This window comes from Alloalcanivorax sp. C16-2 (assembly GCF_046507615.1).
Classification (GTDB): domain Bacteria; phylum Pseudomonadota; class Gammaproteobacteria; order Pseudomonadales; family Alcanivoracaceae; genus Alloalcanivorax; species Alloalcanivorax marinus_A.
Genome location: NZ_JBKFTL010000003.1, coordinates 224680 through 240129 on the forward strand (window position 1 = coordinate 224680; position 15450 = coordinate 240129).

Here is a 15450-nt window from a genome sequence, read left to right on the forward strand (position 1 = left end):
GCGATTGGAGACAAGCATGGCCGAAGAAAGTACCCGACTGCGTTTGCGTCAACTGACCCTGGAGGATTACCCGGCGCTGGCGCGGCTGATGGACCAGGTCTACCACGACATCGGCGGCGCCTGGCCGGAGGAGACCATCGCCACCCTGATCCGCCTGTTCCCGGAGGGCCAGTTGGCGATTGAGGACAACGGCAACCTGGTGGCCACGGCCCTGACCGTGAAGGTGAGCTACGACCGCTTCTCCAACCCCCACCGCTACGAGGACCTGATCACCGACGATAAGGTGCGCTCACACAGCCGCAAGGGCGATGCCCTCTACGGGTTGGACGTGTTCGTCGATCCGGAGTACCGCGGCTACCGGCTGGGCCGGCGACTCTATGAGGCGCGCAAGGAACTGTGCCGGGAAGAAAACCTGCGCGCCATCCTGGCCGGCGGTCGGTTGCCCGGTTACAAGGACTACGCGGACAACATGAGCGTCACCCAGTACATCGAGGAGGTGGAATCCCGGGCCATCTACGACCCGATCCTGACGTTCCAACTGTCCAACGGTTTCGACGTCAAGCGCCTGCTGGTCAAGTATCTGCCCGAGGACGAAAGCTCGCGGGGCTACGCCACCCTGCTGGAGTGGGACAATATCCTTTACCAGCCCGAGGACGACGGCGACTGGCCGCGCCGCTCGGTGGTGCGCCTGGGCGTGGTGCAGCGGCGCATGCGCGCCGCCCGCTCGGTGGAGGACCTGCTTGGCCAGGTGGAGTTCTTCGTCGATTCGCTGTCCGATTACCGGGCCGATTTCGCGGTGCTGCCGGAATTCTTCAGCGCGCCGCTGATGGGCCTGAAGCCGGATCTCAATTCGGTGGAGGCGGTACGCTACCTGGCCAGCTTCACCGAGGAAATCCGCGATGCCATGGCGGACATGGCGGTGAGCTACAACATCAACATCATCGGCGGCTCCATGCCCCTGGAAGAGGACGGCCGTATCTACAACGTGGCCTACCTGATGCGTCGCGATGGTTCCGTGGAAGAGCAGAAGAAAATCCACATCACGCCTCACGAACGCAAGGACTGGGCGATCCAGGGCGGCGATGATCTGCGCATCTTCGACACCGACGCCGGGCGCATCGGTATTCTGATCTGTTACGACGTGGAGTTCCCGGAATTAGGCCGGCTGCTCGGCGAGCAGGGCATGGAGATCCTGTTCGTGCCGTTCTGGACCGACACCAAGAACGGTTACCTGCGAGTGCGCCATTGCGCCCAGGCACGGGCCATCGAGAACGAATGCTACGTGGCCATTTCCGGCAGCGTCGGCAATTTGCCGCGGGTGGATAACGTGGACATTCAGTACGCCCAGTCCTCGGTATTCTCGCCCAGTGACTTCTACTTCCCCCACGACGCCATCATCAGCGAATCCCAGCCCAACACCGAAATGCTGTTGTTCGCCGATGTCGACCTGGAAAAGCTCAAGCTGTTGCACAGCGAGGGCTCGGTGACCAACATCCGCGATCGCCGCAAGGATCTCTACAGCCTGGTCTGGAAGGGCCAGCAGGCGCTGGATTCGGAAACCTAACGGCGCTCGCGGAACGCTTGGGTGATCTGCCCGGCCAGGGCCTCGGCGGCGGGGGAGGGAGCCTCCCCGCGCACCAGGGCCACCCGGTAGTCGCCCAGGGCCGGCAGGCCGCTCTCCTCGCCGAGAATGCGCAGGGGCGGGCGCACCAGGCTGCGCGGAAAGGCCGCCACCGCCAGATCGGCGATCATGGCGGCCTCCTGGCCGGCGCAGTGTTCGCTGCTGTAGGCCACCCGGTAGCCGATGCCGGCCCGGTCCAGCGCGGCCAGGGCCATGGCCCGCCAGGCGCAGCCGGCGTTGGCCACCGACAAGGGCAGCGGTGAGCGCATTGCCGCCACGCCTCCGTCACGGCCCGCCCACACCAGCGGTTCGGTATGCACCACCTCGCCGAGCCCCGGCGCCAGGTCGTCGTTGCCCTCGGTGATCAACACCATGTCCAGCCGTTCCTCGGTCATGCGGCGCACCAGCTCGCCGCTGCGCCCGGCCAGCACTTCCACCTGCACCGCCGGATGGCTGCGCGCGAAGCGGCCCAGCACCTCGGGCAGGATGCGGGTGCCCACGTCGTCCGGAGTACCCAGGCGCACCGTGCCTTCCACCGACGGCGCCAGAAACCGTGACACCGCCTCCTGATTGAGTTTCAGCAACCGCCGGCCGTAGCCCAGCAGGGTCTCGCCCTCCGGCGTCAGCCGCACCTGACGGGCCTCGCGCACGAACAGCGGGTGCCCGAGGGTTTCCTCCAGTCTTTTGATCTGCATGCTCAACGCCGACGGGGTGCGGAATACCTGACCGGCGGCGCGGGTAAAACTGCCGCTTTCGGCGATCGCCACGAAGCTGCGCAACACCTCGATGTCGAGCAGGGGCGGCATAGCGGCGTCCGGGGAGGAAGGCATGAGGGCTCCGGGATGCTTTCAGAAAAACTGAAAGGTCAATGTAGAACTTTTCGTTGGATTGAACAAGGTGGCGGCGCCATCCTGCGCTTGCAGAACGTTTTCGCCAACTTGGCCCTTCAGGAGGTGAGCCATGGACCGATCCGACCGCCACGACCCCGAACCCCTGCCCGAGCGCCCGCCGGAACCGCCGTTCCCGATGCCCGCCATGCCGCCCCTGGGCCTGATCCACGCCCTGGAAACCAGGCTGCGCGACTGGCTGAAACGCCGCCGCGAAACCTGAAACCCCCTATCACCCGCATGGCATTCGCCGGCATGCAATTCACCGGCATGGAACCCGCCGGCATGGAACTCGCCGGTAGGAGCGACTTCAGTCGCGATGAAGATGGCACTGGTGCTGATCGCGACTGAAGTCGCTCCTACGTGCCTGGTCAGGTGGGGGCGCATAAAAAAAAGCGCCCCGAAGGGCGCTTTTCCTGTTCCGGCGAGAGACCCGCTTACATGTTCGGGTAGTTCGGCCCGCCGGTGCCTTCCGGTGCCACCCAGTTGATGTTCTGGGTGGGGTCCTTGATGTCGCAGGTCTTGCAGTGCACGCAGTTCTGGGCATTGATCTGGAACCGCTTGTCACCGCTTTCCTCGTCGGTCACCACCTCGTACACGCCCGCCGGACAATAACGCTGCGCCGGCTCGTTGTACTTGGGCAGGTTGTACTCGATCGGAATGCTCGGGTCCTTGAGCTGCAGGTGGCAGGGCTGATCTTCTTCGTGGTTGGTGTTGGACAGAAACACCGAATCCAGCTTGTTGAAGGTCAGTTTGCCGTCCGGCTTCGGATAATCGATCTTCTTGCACTGATCCGCCGGCTTCAGGGTGTCATGGTCCGGGGTGGTATCGTGCATGGTGAACGGCAGCTTGCCGTTGAAGATGTTCAGATCGACGAACGCGAAGGCTGAACCCAGCAGGTTGCCGAACTTGTGCTGGGCCGGGCCGAAGTTGCGCTGCTGGTGCAGTTCCTCGTACACCCAGCTCTTCTCGAAGGTGTCCTTGTACTCGCCCAGTTCGTCGCTGGCGCGGCCATCGGCGATCGCCTTGGCGATGGTCTCGGCGGCCATCATGCCGGACTTCATGGCGGTGTGGTTGCCCTTGATCTTGGCGAAGTTCAGGGTGCCGGCGTCGCAGCCCACCAGCAGGCCCCCCGGGAAGGTCATCTTCGGAAGCGACTGCAGGCCGCCCTTGGCGATGGCGCGGGCACCGTAGCTGACGCGCTTGCCGCCTTCCAGGTACTTTTTGACTTCCGGATGGGTCTTCCAGCGCTGCATCTCGTCGAACGGCGAGACGTGCGGGTTGGAGTAGGCCAGGTCGGTGATCAGGCCCAGGGTCACCTGGTTGTCTTCCAGGTGATAAAGGAAGGCGCCGCCCGGGGAACCGGATTCGCTCAGCGGCCAGCCGGCGCTGTGCATCACCAGGCCTTTCTGGTGCTTGGACGGGTCGATCTCCCACAGCTCCTTGATGCCGATGCCGTAGTGCTGCGGATCGACGCCTTCGCGCAGGTTGTACTTCTCCATCAGCTGCTTGCCCAGGTGGCCACGGCAGCCCTCGGAGAAGACGGTGTACTTGGCGTGCAGCTCCATGCCCGGCATGTAGCTGTCTTTCTTTTCGCCGTTGTGATCAATGCCGAAGTCCCCGGTGGCGATGCCCTTCACGGAGCCATCGTCGTTATAGAGGATTTCGGTGGCGGCGAAGCCCGGGAAAATCTCGATGCCCAGGCCCTCGGCCTGTTCCGCCAACCAGCGGCACAGGTTGCCCAACGAGATCACGTAGTTGCCCTCGTTGTGCATGGTTTTCGGGGCGAACGGGCCGGGCACCTTGCTGGCCTTGTCGGCGCCGGTGAAATAATAGATTTCATCGGCGGTGACCGGGGCATTGAGGGGCGCGCCCTTGTCTTTCCAGTCGGGGAACAGTTCGTTCAGCGCGCGCGGCTCGAACACCGCGCCGGAAAGAATATGGGCACCCACTTCGGAGCCCTTCTCGACGACCACCACGCTGAGTTCCTGGCCGCTTTCCTGGGCGATTTGTCCCAAACGGCAGGCGGTTGCCAGACCGGAGGGACCGGCGCCGACGATAACGACGTCGACTTCCATTGATTCGCGTTCCACAGCCTGTCTCCTAGCTTTCGGTTGTGTTACGGCCCTTATTTTGCCTTGTCGGGGCCGGCCGGGACCTCGCCGTGACGCCGTGGGCCCGAGGCGGTTGGGCCTGGCCGGTGCGGGCGGAGGTTCTTGGGGTGGCGCGAGTATATAAGCATCCGTTGGATGGCACCACCAATTGGGCAGATGTGAAACTCTCTTTCACAAATGCTCAAACAACTGTTTGGATTATCCGCCGCCAGGTGTTTGATTTTCAACAAAATGGGCGACCGGCGAGTCATTTATCGTGAACACAATTGGCAGCGAAATCATCCGCTTACGCATTTTCGGCCTATTGACCTTACCGGGGGTAGCGTTCAAGATACCGGACCTCGCGCGGGGCCCCGTGTTCGGCGTTGTCTCGCCATTTTCATCGTTTCCGTCCCTCCCGGGGGCCGGGTTGCCACAAGGCTCGGTGGGCTTCCAAACCCTGCTTTGTGGCAGCCACCGCAGGCGCCGGCGCGCAGTGCCGGCGACCGCCCGCGGACGGAAACGACTCAAGTCACCAAGTGGAAGATTCCGAGGATCCTATGAAGGTTCTTGTACCCATCAAGCGAGTCATTGACTACAACGTTAAGGTTCGCGTGAAGGCGGACAACTCCGGTGTTGATCTCGCCAATGTGAAAATGGCCATGAACCCCTTCTGCGAAATCGCCGTGGAAGAAGCCGTTCGCCTCAAGGAAAAAGGCGTGGTCTCCGAGATCGTGGCCGTGAGCATCGGTCCCAAGGCCGCCCAGGAACAGCTGCGTACCGCCATGGCGCTGGGCGCGGACCGTTCCATCCTGGTGGAAACCGATGAAGCCGTGCAGCCCCTGGGCATCGCCAAGGCGCTCAAAGCCATCGTCGACGAAGAAAAGCCCGACCTGGTGATCCTCGGTAAACAGGCGATCGACGACGACAATAACCAGACCGGCCAGATGCTGGCCGCCCTGGCTGGCATGCCGCAAGGCACCTTCGCCTCCGAAGTGAACGTGGAAGAAGGCAAGGTCAAGGTTACCCGTGAAGTCGACGGCGGCCTGCAGACCGTGGAACTGAAGCTGCCGGCGGTGGTAACCACCGACCTGCGCCTCAACGAGCCGCGCTACGCCTCCCTGCCCAACATCATGAAGGCCAAGAAGAAGCCGCTGGACAACAAGACCCCGGCGGATCTGGGCGTTGATCTGACCCCGCGCGTGACCATCGAGAAGGTGGAGAATCCGCCGGAGCGTCAGGCCGGTATCATCGTGGGCTCCGTGGACGAGCTGGTCGACAAACTGAAGAACGAAGCGAAGGTGATCTGATGAGTGTTTTAGTTTACGCCGAACACGATAATGCCGCGCTGAACAAGGCGACGCTCAGCGTGATCGCCGCCGCCAAGGAAATTGGCGGTGACATCACCGTTCTGGTCGCCGGCAAGGGCTGCGGCGCTGTCGCCGAGGAAGCCGCCAAGGCGGAAGGTGTCGCCAAGGTACTGTGCGCCGACAACGACGCCTACGAGCACCAGCTGGCCGAGAACATCGGTGAGCTGGTTGCTGAAGTGGCCGCCGATTACAGCCACGTTCTGGCCGCCGCCACCACCACCGGCAAGAACTTCGCGCCGCGCGCCGCCGCGCTGCTGGACGTGGCCCAGATTTCCGAAATCTCCGACGTGGTTGACGCTGATACCTTCAAGCGCCCGATCTACGCCGGTAACGCCATTGCCACCGTGAAGTGCGCCGACGCCAAGAAAGTGATCACCGTGCGTCCCACTTCCTTTGATCCGGTGGCCGCCGAGGGTGGTTCCGCCTCCGTGGAAAGCCTGGACGTGGTCAAGGACTCCGGCCTGTCTTCCTTCGTGGGCGAGGAACTGGCCAAGTCCGACCGTCCGGAGCTGGCCAGCGCCGAGATCGTGATCTCCGGTGGCCGTGGCATGGGCAACGGCGATAACTTCGAGATCCTCTACAAGGTGGCCGACAAGCTGGGCGCCGCCGTCGGTGCCTCCCGCGCCGCCGTGGATGCCGGCTTCGTGCCCAACGACATGCAGGTGGGTCAGACCGGTAAGATCGTCGCCCCCAACCTGTACGTGGCGGTGGGCATCTCCGGTGCGATCCAGCATCTGGCCGGCATGAAGGACTCCAAGGTGATCGTGGCGATCAACAAGGACGAGGAAGCCCCGATCTTCCAGGTGGCCGACTACGGTCTGGTGGCGGATCTGTTCGAAGCGGTACCGGAGCTGGACAGCAAGCTCTGAAAACCGGTTCGACGACCGACCCTGAAAAAGCCCGGCCTCGCGCCGGGCTTTTTCGTTCCGGGTGCGGTAGGAGCGACTGGCGGCATTCCGCTTTAGTCGCGATAGAAGCTGGCACCCGCCGATGATCGCGGCTGAAGCCGCTCCTACACGCCGTTCCCGATGACGGCGTTGCCCGATGCCGTGCGCCATAGTGGCGCACAGGCCGCCCCGGGCGCCGCTTTGGCGCACGATCCCTTCGCAAAGCTTTACAATTGCTGGCACGGCCTTTGCTCATACTGGAATGGACCCCGCAAGGTGGCGGGGCCGTGCCAGCGAGGGCGCCATGCGGTCATTATCCCTGCCGGAAGTCTCCGGTTACGACGAAATGATTCTACCGGGCGGGAAGGTCCGGGATCCCTACAAAGGCTACCATCGGTGGCTGCTGAGTCAGGCCAGGGACAACCTGGTGCGCAAACGCCAGGAGGCGGAGCTGCAGTTTCACCGGGTCGGGATCACCTTCAATGTTTACGGTGAGGAAAGCGGCACGGAACGGCTGATTCCCTTCGATGCCCTGCCCAGGGTTATTCCGGCGCGGGACTGGCGGCACCTGGAAGCCGGGGCGGTGCAGCGGGTGCGGGCCCTGAACATGTTCCTGCACGACATCTACCACGACCAGGCCATTGTCCGCGACGGTCGCATTCCCGCCGAGCAGATCTTCGGCAACAGCCAGTACCAGCCCTGCATGCAGGACGTGGATCTGCCCAATCAGGTGTATTCGCAGATCAGCGGCGTTGATCTGATCCGTGACGGGGAGGGCACCTGGTACGTGCTGGAGGATAACCTGCGCACGCCGTCCGGGGTCAGCTACATGATCGAGAACCGGCGCATGATGATGCGGCTTTTCCCGGAGCTGTTCGCCAACCAGTCGGTGGCGCCGGTGGAGCATTACCCATCGCTGTTACTGGAAACCCTCCAGGAGGACAGTGGCGTATCCTATCCCACCGTGGTGCTGCTCACCCCCGGGCGCTTTAACAGCGCCTACTTCGAACATGCCTTCCTCGCTCAGCAAATGGGCATCGAACTGGTGGAGGGCGCCGACCTGTTCGTCAAGGACGGCTTCGTCTATATGCGAACCACCGCCGGCCCCCAGCGGGTGGACGTGATTTACCGGCGCATCGACGACGATTACCTGGACCCGCTGGCGTTCCGGCCGGATTCCATGCTCGGCGTGCCGGGCCTGTTGTCGGTGTACCGGCAGGGCAACGTGATCCTTGCCAACGCCGTGGGCACCGGCGTCGGTGACGACAAATCCATCTACCCCTATGTACCGGAGATGATCCGCTTCTATCTGGACGAGGAACCGATACTGGCCAACGTGCCCACCTGGCAGTGTCGCGATCCCCGGGCGCTGGATCATGTGCTGGCCCATTTGCCGGACCTGGTGGTCAAGGAAGTCCACGGCGCCGGCGGCTACGGCATGCTGGTGGGCCCGGCGGCCAGCGAGGCGGAGCTGGCCGCGTTCCGGGACCGCCTCAAGGCGCGCCCGGACAACTACATCGCCCAGCCCACCCTGTCCTTGTCCACCTGCCCGATCTTCGTCGACGAGGGCATCGCGCCGCGCCACATCGACCTGCGCCCGTTCGTGCTCAGCGGCAAGGAAAGCCGGCTGGTGCCCGGCGGGCTGACCCGCGTGGCGATGCACGCCGGCTGTTTGGTGGTGAATTCCTCCCAGGGCGGTGGCACCAAGGACACCTGGGTGCTGGAGGACGGATCATGCTGAGTCGTACCGCCTCGGATCTGTACTGGCTGTCGCGCTATTTCGAGCGTGCCGAGAACATCGCCCGCATGTTGGACGTGGCCTGGAACCTGTCGCTGATCCCGTTCGCCGTGAACGCCCGGGAGGAGATCAGCGCGCCCTTGGTAATCACTGGCAGCGGCGCGCTGTACGAGCAACTCCATGGCGAAGTGCGCATCGACCGGGTGTTGCATTTTTTCACCCTGGACGAGAATAACCCCGGCAGTATTTTTCACTGCCTGCGTGATGCCCGGGAAAACGCCCACGCGGTGCGCGGCAAGATCACCTCGGAAATGTGGGAAAGCGTCAACAGCACCTGGCTGGAGCTGCGAGACATCCGCGCATTGGGCGTGGAAGGCTACGGCGCCAGCGAGTTCTTCGACTGGGTTAAAAACCGCTCCCACCTGTTCCGGGGCGCCACCTACGGCACCAGCATGCGCAACGATGCGTTCCGCTTCCTGCGCCTGGGCACCTTCATCGAACGGGCCGACAACACCGCGCGCATTCTTGATGTGCGCCATCGTAGCGGTGTGCTGGCCGGCGACACGGCGGTGGATTTCTATCGCTGGCACGCGCTGTTGCGCTCGGTGGGGGCCTACGAGGCCTACCGGGAGATCTACAGCGAAACCATCAACGCTGAACGGGTCGCCGAGTTGTTGATCCTGCGCCCGGAAGTGCCCCGTTCATTGCGCTCCTGCGTGCAGCAACTGTGCGAGCTGCTGCCGGCCATCGAAGGTGATGCCGGCCAGACCGCCAAACGGCTGGCGGCGGTGCAGTTCGCGCGGTTGCAGTACGGCGACCTGGGCCACATCGTGGACACCGGCCTGCATGAATATCTGACCGACTTTCTGCGTCGCATCAACGAACTGGCGGACACCATCCGCGAGGAATACCTGGAGGTGGTATGAAACTGTCCATCCGGCACCGCACCGAGTACCGCTATTCCGAGCGGGTCCGTCACAGCACCCAGTACCTGCGGCTGACGCCGCGCCCATCCCGCCGCCAGCGCATTCTCGACTGGCACCTGGACCTGCCGGAGCGGGCCGAGCGCGCCTCAGACGGCTACGACAATATCCTGCATGTGCTGACCCTGGATCAGCCCCATCAGGGAATCCAGCTCACCGCCCGCGGCCAGGTGGAAATCACCGACGAGGATGGCGAGGACGATGACGACCGCCTGTCGCCGCTGGTGTTCTCCCGGATATCGCCGCTCACCGCCGCCGACGCGGCGCTGATCGATCTGGCCGAGACCCATCGCGGCACGCCGGTGCTCGACCGCCTGGAGCGCCTCAGTGAGCGCATTCTCGCGGCCATGCCGTTCACCCCCGGCGCCACCGATTCGGCCAGCGACGCGATCAGCGCCTACCAGGTCGGTCGGGGCGTATGCCAGGACCACACCCATGTATTCCTGGCCTGCTGCCGCGTCCTGGGGATTCCTGCGCGCTACGTAAGCGGCTATCTTTACAGCGACGATTCCGAACACGTGGCCAGCCACGCCTGGGCCGAGGTCTGGCAGGACGGCGGCTGGCACACTTTCGACGTCACCAACCAGACCCGCCGCCCGCGTCATCACCTCAAGCTGGCGGTGGGGCTCGACTATCTCGATGCCTGCCCGGTGCGGGGCGTTCGCTATGGCGGCGGCGTGGAATCGCTCAAGGCGGTGGCACGGGTGCGCCAATCCGGCGGCGACCACCAGTAAAGCGGGCGGAACGGAGCACAGCATGACCTATTGCGTGGCCCTGGCCCTCAAGGACGGCCTGGTGTTCGCCGCGGATTCCCGCACCAACGCTGGCGTCGACCAGATCGCCACCTACCGCAAGCTGCACAAGTTCGTGATCCCCGGCGAGCGCGTCATCGTCTTGATGACCGCCGGCAACCTGGCCACCACCCAGAGCGTGCTGAGTCTGATGCGCATGCGGCTCAACAGCGACCAGCCCAACCTGTTCGGCGCCGCCTCCCTCTACGACGTGGCCAGCATCGTCGGTGCCACTGGCCGCGAGGTGGTGGCCCGGGACAGCGGCCAGGGGCAGGGCGGCGTGGATTTCGGCAGCAGCTTCATCGTTGGCGGACAGATCCAGGGCGAGCCGCCGCGCCTGTTCCTGGTCTACCCCGAAGGCAACTTCATCGAATGCACCGCCGACACGCCATACTTCCAGATCGGCGAAACCAAGTACGGCAAACCGATCCTGGACCGGGTCATCGATTACGACACCGCCCTGGACGACGGCATCAAATGCGCGCTGATCAGCATCGACTCCACCATCCGCTCCAACCTGTCCGTGGGCCTGCCCCTGGACGTGCTTCGCTACCCCCGCGACAGCTTCAGCGACCAGGCCCACTTCAACGTGGACGAACACCACGAAGGTTTCCGCCAGCTCGGCGAAGCCTGGTCCCAGGGCCTTCGCGACGTCTTCCAGCGCATCCCCGACCTGACCTGGGAGTGAGCCGGCACCGCCTTCGGCTCGGGTAGAGCCTGATAGGGTGCCCCAGCTCAGGCAAGTCGGCTCTGTTCCTGGTTCAGTCGGGTAAAGGAAAGGACTCATCATCGATTCTCATACGAATAGGTGCTTCATGAAGGAGGTAGAGTAGCCTCCGACGGTATTAACGAGATTCCATCTCACCGTTTTTATTTATTATGAGGATATAGCTGAATGCCCAGCGGAACGCTTCGCCGTGTAGGTGGAAGTTTCCATTCAAGGCTTCAGAAACGAAAAAGCCCCGCCGAATGGCAGGGCCTGGAAAGCAAAACCCCGCCGGAGCGGGGTTGGCTAGTGAGCAGTGGGCCCTATTGGTAGACCTCGTCTTCGTCAAGCGGATGAATGTCGCCTGACATATAGTCAGATACGAGCGACTTCAAGTTCTTTGCCTGTTCCAGGTCATAGTACTGGGAAAGATCCCCGTCGCTCAGCCCACACGGCCAAACGCATTGTTGCAACACCAAGTAATGGTGTTTCTCGTTCCCGCTATGGAACTTTGCTTTAAGTCTGAATCCGGTGAAGTTTGGGACGTCTCCGATATCCTTGGAGATCATATCGCCCCTCTCTTTTGCAAGGGACTCCCATTTCTCATATTTATCGATGAATGCCAGCACTTCCGGCGCCGCTTTTGGCGGTATGTATATGTCAATATCCTCCGGCCCGTAAGCATCCATCGTTATCACCAACACATGCTCGCCGCCCATGTTCTCGCGTAACTGGACAAAGGTGGGACGAGCTCGATAGCTCGACGCAATCGAATTGTATTCCTGTGCTTGCACATTGCTGGATATACGGGTGCCAGACAACGACTTCCATGAACTCGCGCACCCCGCACAAGCAACGGTTATCAGAATGGCGACAGCAATCCTCATATTACCCCCAATATTTCGATTATTTTAACCGTGACATATACCATGGCACCGTGGAGGGGACAATTGCCGGTCGTTGCGACTGCGGCTGTCGATAAGGACAAAATCACTGGTATCGATCCGGCCTTTCAGAGCTTCGCCAAATATCTCTGCGAGGTCTCGCTTGGTGGCACCAATAGCACTCTCTTCGGTTTGAACATTCCGAGATATTCCCCCTTCACTAACTGAGGCGACCCGCCATCGTGTTCCCCACACGCGGGGGCGACGCCAGGGGATATCGCCGCTTCAGCCGTAATGGTGGGCTTAGATGCGGGCCACGTTTTCCGCCAGGGCGAGGGCGGCGGTGAGGCCGGGGGATTCGATGCCGAGCAGGTTGATCAGGCCGTCCAGGCCGTGATCGCGATGATCCTGGATCAGGAAGTCCGGGTACGGCTCGCCGTGCATTCTCAGTTTCGGGCGCACGCCGGCATAATCCGGGCGCAGGGCCCGTTTGGGGAGGGTTGGCCAGTATTGGCGGATTGCCTGTTCGAAGGCTGGCCGCCGCGCCGGGTCGACGTGGTAATCCGGCGTCGCGACCCATTCCACGTCCGGCCCGAAGCGGGCGCGACCGGCCAGGTCCAGGGTCAGGTGGACGCCCAGGCCATGTTCCTGGGGCAAGGGGTAGATCAGTCGTTCGCTGGGGGCGGGGCCGTTGAGGGTGAAGTAGTTGCCTTTGGCGAATTCCTGTTCCGGTCGTTGCTGGTCGGGGAAGCCCTCCATGGCCGCCACCAGGGGCACCGCGCCCAGGCCCGCGGCGTTGATGAGCCGCTCGCAGCCCAGTTCCATGGTGCCGTCCGGGGTTTGCACCAGCAGCCGGAAATCACCACGCGCGCAGCGTACCGCCGTTACCTGGTGACGGGGCGCCAGTAGCGCGCCGCCATCTTCCGCTTCCCGAGCCAGGCTGGCCATCAGGCCATGGCTGTCGATGATGCCGCTGTAGGTGGAATACAACGCCTGTTCCCCGGTCAGCCAGGGTTCTTCGCGGCGCAGGGCCCGGCGGTCCAGGATGGCCAGGCCGCGGGCGCCGGAGGCGAGGGCATTGTCTTGGAGACGCTGCAGGGCGAAGGCCTGGCCGGGGCCGGCGACGATCAGTTTGCCGCAGCGCCGATGGGCGATGTTCCGCGCCGAGCAGTATTCATGGAGGAGGATATTGCCGCGCACGCAGGCACGGGCCTTGAGCGATGCGGGCGGGTAATAGAGCCCGCCGTGGATTACCTCGCTGTTGCGCGAGGACAGGTGCTCGCCGAAGCGGCTCTCGTGCTCCAGCACCAGCGGCGCCTGGCCCGCCCGGGCCAGCGCCCGGGCCACGGCCAGGCCGATCACGCCGGCGCCGATGATGACGGTGCCGACGCGCTCCATCAGTCCGCGCCGTCCTTGGCGGCCCGGCGGGCGTGCTCATCGCGGATGGCGTTATCGTAAAACAGATAACGGGAGGTCTCGTAGAAGCCCCGGGCCAGATTGAACAGGTGCTCGAAGGTCTCCGGCTGATCCTTGGCGCGGTCCTGCTCGGGTTTGTCGGTATAGAGCTCGTGCAGGGTGGCCGCTTCTCCGTCGTGGTTGAGCCGGGCCAGGTGGTTGGCGGTGACGGCGCCGATCTGCGGCGCCGGGCCCTCGCGCAGCACCACGAAGGCGGTGCGGTCGCCTTCCGGTGCCGGCTGCTGGATATCCCGGCCCAGGGTGGTGTTGTCGTACTCCAGGCCGATCAACCCGGCCACGGTGGGCATTACGTCGATCAGGCTCACCGCCTCGTGGATGTGGCGGGGCTTGAGCAGGGCCGGCGCGTAAATCATATGCGGCACATGGTGGCTCTCCAGGCGCAGTACCTCCTGGAAGCGGGGCATGTGGGGCAGGGTGGTGATGCGGTTGTTGTGGTCGCCGAAGAACACGAAGATGGTGTTGTCGAAGTAGCCGCTTTGCCGGGCCATCTCCATATAGCGGCCGATGTTGTAGTCAAGCAGCCGTACGGCGTTGTACTGGGCGGCGTTGCGGAAGCCGTTGGCGCGCAGCTCCTCCTCGGACAGGTCGTCGCGCACCTTGAAGTCGTCGTTGTTGGGCGGAATGGTGAATGGCCGGTGGTTGCCGGCGGTCTGGATGAAGGCGAAGAACGGCTGGTCCTCCGGGATTTGTTCGAGAATGGCGTTGGATTCCTTGAACAACTCCAGATCGGAAATACCCCAGACATCCACGTTGCCGCCTTTCCAGTCGCCTTCCTCGTACAGTTCCAGGCCCTGGATGCTGCGCGTGAGCAGGCCTTCCAGGTTGGCCCAGCCAGCGTTGCCGCCCACCATGTAGAGTTTCCGGTAACCGTCCAGCTGGTTGACGATCATGCGCTGATGGCCGATCAGTGGGTTGCGGCTGGCGGTCTCCTCCGGGGCCACGTCGGGGATGCCGGTAAGGAAGGCCCAAATGCTCTTGGCCGTGCCGGTGACCGGCACGTAGAAGTGCTCGAAGAACCAGCCGCCCTCGGCGATGCGGTCCAGGTTGGGAGTGGGATCATAGGGCGTGCCATAGGCACCCACGCGGCTGGCGCCCAGGGACTCCAGCATCACCACCACGATGTTCGGCGGGCGCTGCGTGTCCAGGCGGTAGGGCTGAACCGTTACGTGGCGCTGGTAGTTCAGGTCACCACGGCGCTCCACGGGCAGGCCCAGGAAGTCCGCCATCATCGGGTAGTAGCGTTTCACCGCTTCCAGATCATAGGGGTCGGAATCCAGCTGGCTGGTGTCGTAGAGGAACAGCACCGGGTTCAGGCCCAGGGCGGCCACCGCCTTGTCACCGGAGGCGAAGGCGTCGCTCCAGCGCAGCGGTACCGGGTTCTCCCAGTTGATGTGGGTGGCCCGGCCCAGCAGACCGAATGCCACCAGCACGACCACGATGACGCCGCCGGCCCACAGCGAGCGGGCGCGGATGGCGCGGGCCGGGCGCTTCAGCAGGCGTCGGGCCAGCACCGCGAACAGCCAGCCCATCAGGGCGGTGAGGCCAAGCCAGCCCAGGGTGATCCACACCACCGGGTAGCTTTCCCACACCATCCGGGTGGAGATGGCGGTGTCTTCCAGAAAGCGCAGGGCGGTGACGTTGAGGCGGTCGCCCAGATACACGTAGTGGCCGAAATCCAGGATGTAGATCAGCACCACCACCAGCGTGGCCAGCACCAGGTAGAGCTGCGCCAGGCCGCGCATGAACGGGGAGGTGGTCAAATTGAAGCGCGGTAACCAGGCCAGTACGAACAATGGCAGCACCAGCAGCAGCGCCAGCCTGAGATCGAAACGCAGCCCCACGCCCACGGTTTGCCAGAGCACCCCGGAAGAGGCGGTCACGGTTTCCCCGACCTCCGAGAAGAACAGGTAGAACACCGCCCGAAGGGCCACTAACAGAACAAAAAACGCCGCCACGCAGGCGGCCAGAAAACGAAGCCGTCGGGACTGCAACCACCCCATGCGTGCCTCCTGGT

13 protein-coding genes are annotated in these 15450 nt (G+C 63.5%); 8 read left to right on the forward strand and 5 right to left on the reverse strand.

The features are described 5' to 3' along the window. Window positions 1-16: 16 nt before the first annotated feature. Window positions 17-1564: a bifunctional GNAT family N-acetyltransferase/carbon-nitrogen hydrolase family protein gene (locus ACLD02_RS14665; RefSeq protein WP_203099907.1), complete on the forward strand. Its 1548-nt coding sequence runs from the start codon at window positions 17-19 to the stop codon at window positions 1562-1564. On the opposite strand, the gene ACLD02_RS14670 is transcribed toward ACLD02_RS14665, so the two are convergent. After that, window positions 1561-2451 carry a LysR family transcriptional regulator gene (locus ACLD02_RS14670; RefSeq protein WP_203099905.1) on the reverse strand — a complete coding sequence of 297 codons (891 nt, stop codon included), beginning with the start codon at window positions 2449-2451 and terminating at the stop codon, window positions 1561-1563. The two genes, ACLD02_RS14665 and ACLD02_RS14670, sit on opposite strands and share 4 nt — an antisense overlap. Window positions 2452-2581: 130 nt before the next feature. On the opposite strand from ACLD02_RS14670, the gene ACLD02_RS14675 reads away from it, so the two are divergent. Next, entirely contained in the window at window positions 2582-2731 is a 150-nt protein-coding gene (locus ACLD02_RS14675) for a hypothetical protein (RefSeq protein ID WP_410299043.1), read from the forward strand. A gap of 214 nt (window positions 2732-2945) precedes the next feature. On the opposite strand, the gene ACLD02_RS14680 is transcribed toward ACLD02_RS14675, so the two are convergent. Next, window positions 2946-4601 (reverse strand): 4Fe-4S dicluster domain-containing protein, encoded by a 1656-nt coding sequence (locus ACLD02_RS14680; protein ID WP_203099901.1) that lies wholly within the window; start codon window positions 4599-4601, stop codon window positions 2946-2948. A gap of 560 nt (window positions 4602-5161) precedes the next feature. On the opposite strand from ACLD02_RS14680, the gene ACLD02_RS14685 reads away from it, so the two are divergent. The 6 genes from ACLD02_RS14685 to ACLD02_RS14710 all read left to right on the forward strand — a co-directional run bounded on the left by ACLD02_RS14685 (window position 5162) and on the right by ACLD02_RS14710 (window position 11058). Next, complete coding sequence (locus ACLD02_RS14685; RefSeq protein ID WP_203099899.1) at window positions 5162-5911, forward strand: electron transfer flavoprotein subunit beta/FixA family protein; 750 nt, start codon at window positions 5162-5164, stop codon at window positions 5909-5911. Next, window positions 5911-6840: an electron transfer flavoprotein subunit alpha/FixB family protein gene (locus ACLD02_RS14690; protein WP_203099897.1), complete on the forward strand. Its 930-nt coding sequence runs from the start codon at window positions 5911-5913 to the stop codon at window positions 6838-6840. Before ACLD02_RS14685 ends, ACLD02_RS14690 begins: the two co-directional genes overlap by 1 nt. 322 nt (window positions 6841-7162) lie before the next feature. Continuing rightward, window positions 7163-8599 (forward strand): circularly permuted type 2 ATP-grasp protein, encoded by a 1437-nt coding sequence (locus ACLD02_RS14695; RefSeq protein ID WP_203099895.1) that lies wholly within the window; start codon window positions 7163-7165, stop codon window positions 8597-8599. Then, the gene (locus ACLD02_RS14700; protein ID WP_203099893.1) at window positions 8593-9522 is read left to right on the forward strand and encodes an alpha-E domain-containing protein; all 930 of its coding nucleotides are present in this window, start codon (window positions 8593-8595) and stop codon (window positions 9520-9522) included. The genes ACLD02_RS14695 and ACLD02_RS14700 overlap by 7 nt, the downstream gene beginning before the upstream one ends. After that, window positions 9519-10313, forward strand: coding sequence for a transglutaminase domain-containing protein (locus ACLD02_RS14705; protein ID WP_203099891.1), 795 nt, complete (start codon window positions 9519-9521; stop codon window positions 10311-10313). Before ACLD02_RS14700 ends, ACLD02_RS14705 begins: the two co-directional genes overlap by 4 nt. A gap of 22 nt (window positions 10314-10335) precedes the next feature. Beyond that, window positions 10336-11058 carry a proteasome-type protease gene (locus ACLD02_RS14710; protein ID WP_203099889.1) on the forward strand — a complete coding sequence of 241 codons (723 nt, stop codon included), beginning with the start codon at window positions 10336-10338 and terminating at the stop codon, window positions 11056-11058. 341 nt (window positions 11059-11399) lie between these two features. Here ACLD02_RS14710 and ACLD02_RS14715 read toward each other — a convergent pair whose 3' ends face one another. The 3 genes from ACLD02_RS14715 to ACLD02_RS14725 all read right to left on the reverse strand — a co-directional run bounded on the left by ACLD02_RS14715 (window position 11400) and on the right by ACLD02_RS14725 (window position 15436). Then, a complete protein-coding gene (locus tag ACLD02_RS14715; protein ID WP_410299044.1) occupies window positions 11400-11795 on the reverse strand; it encodes a hypothetical protein in 396 nt (131 codons plus the stop codon). A gap of 468 nt (window positions 11796-12263) precedes the next feature. Then, window positions 12264-13358 (reverse strand): NAD(P)/FAD-dependent oxidoreductase, encoded by a 1095-nt coding sequence (locus ACLD02_RS14720; protein ID WP_410299045.1) that lies wholly within the window; start codon window positions 13356-13358, stop codon window positions 12264-12266. Further along, entirely contained in the window at window positions 13358-15436 is a 2079-nt protein-coding gene (locus tag ACLD02_RS14725; protein ID WP_410299046.1) for an LTA synthase family protein, read from the reverse strand. Before ACLD02_RS14725 ends, ACLD02_RS14720 begins: the two co-directional genes overlap by 1 nt. Window positions 15437-15450 lie beyond the last annotated feature (14 nt).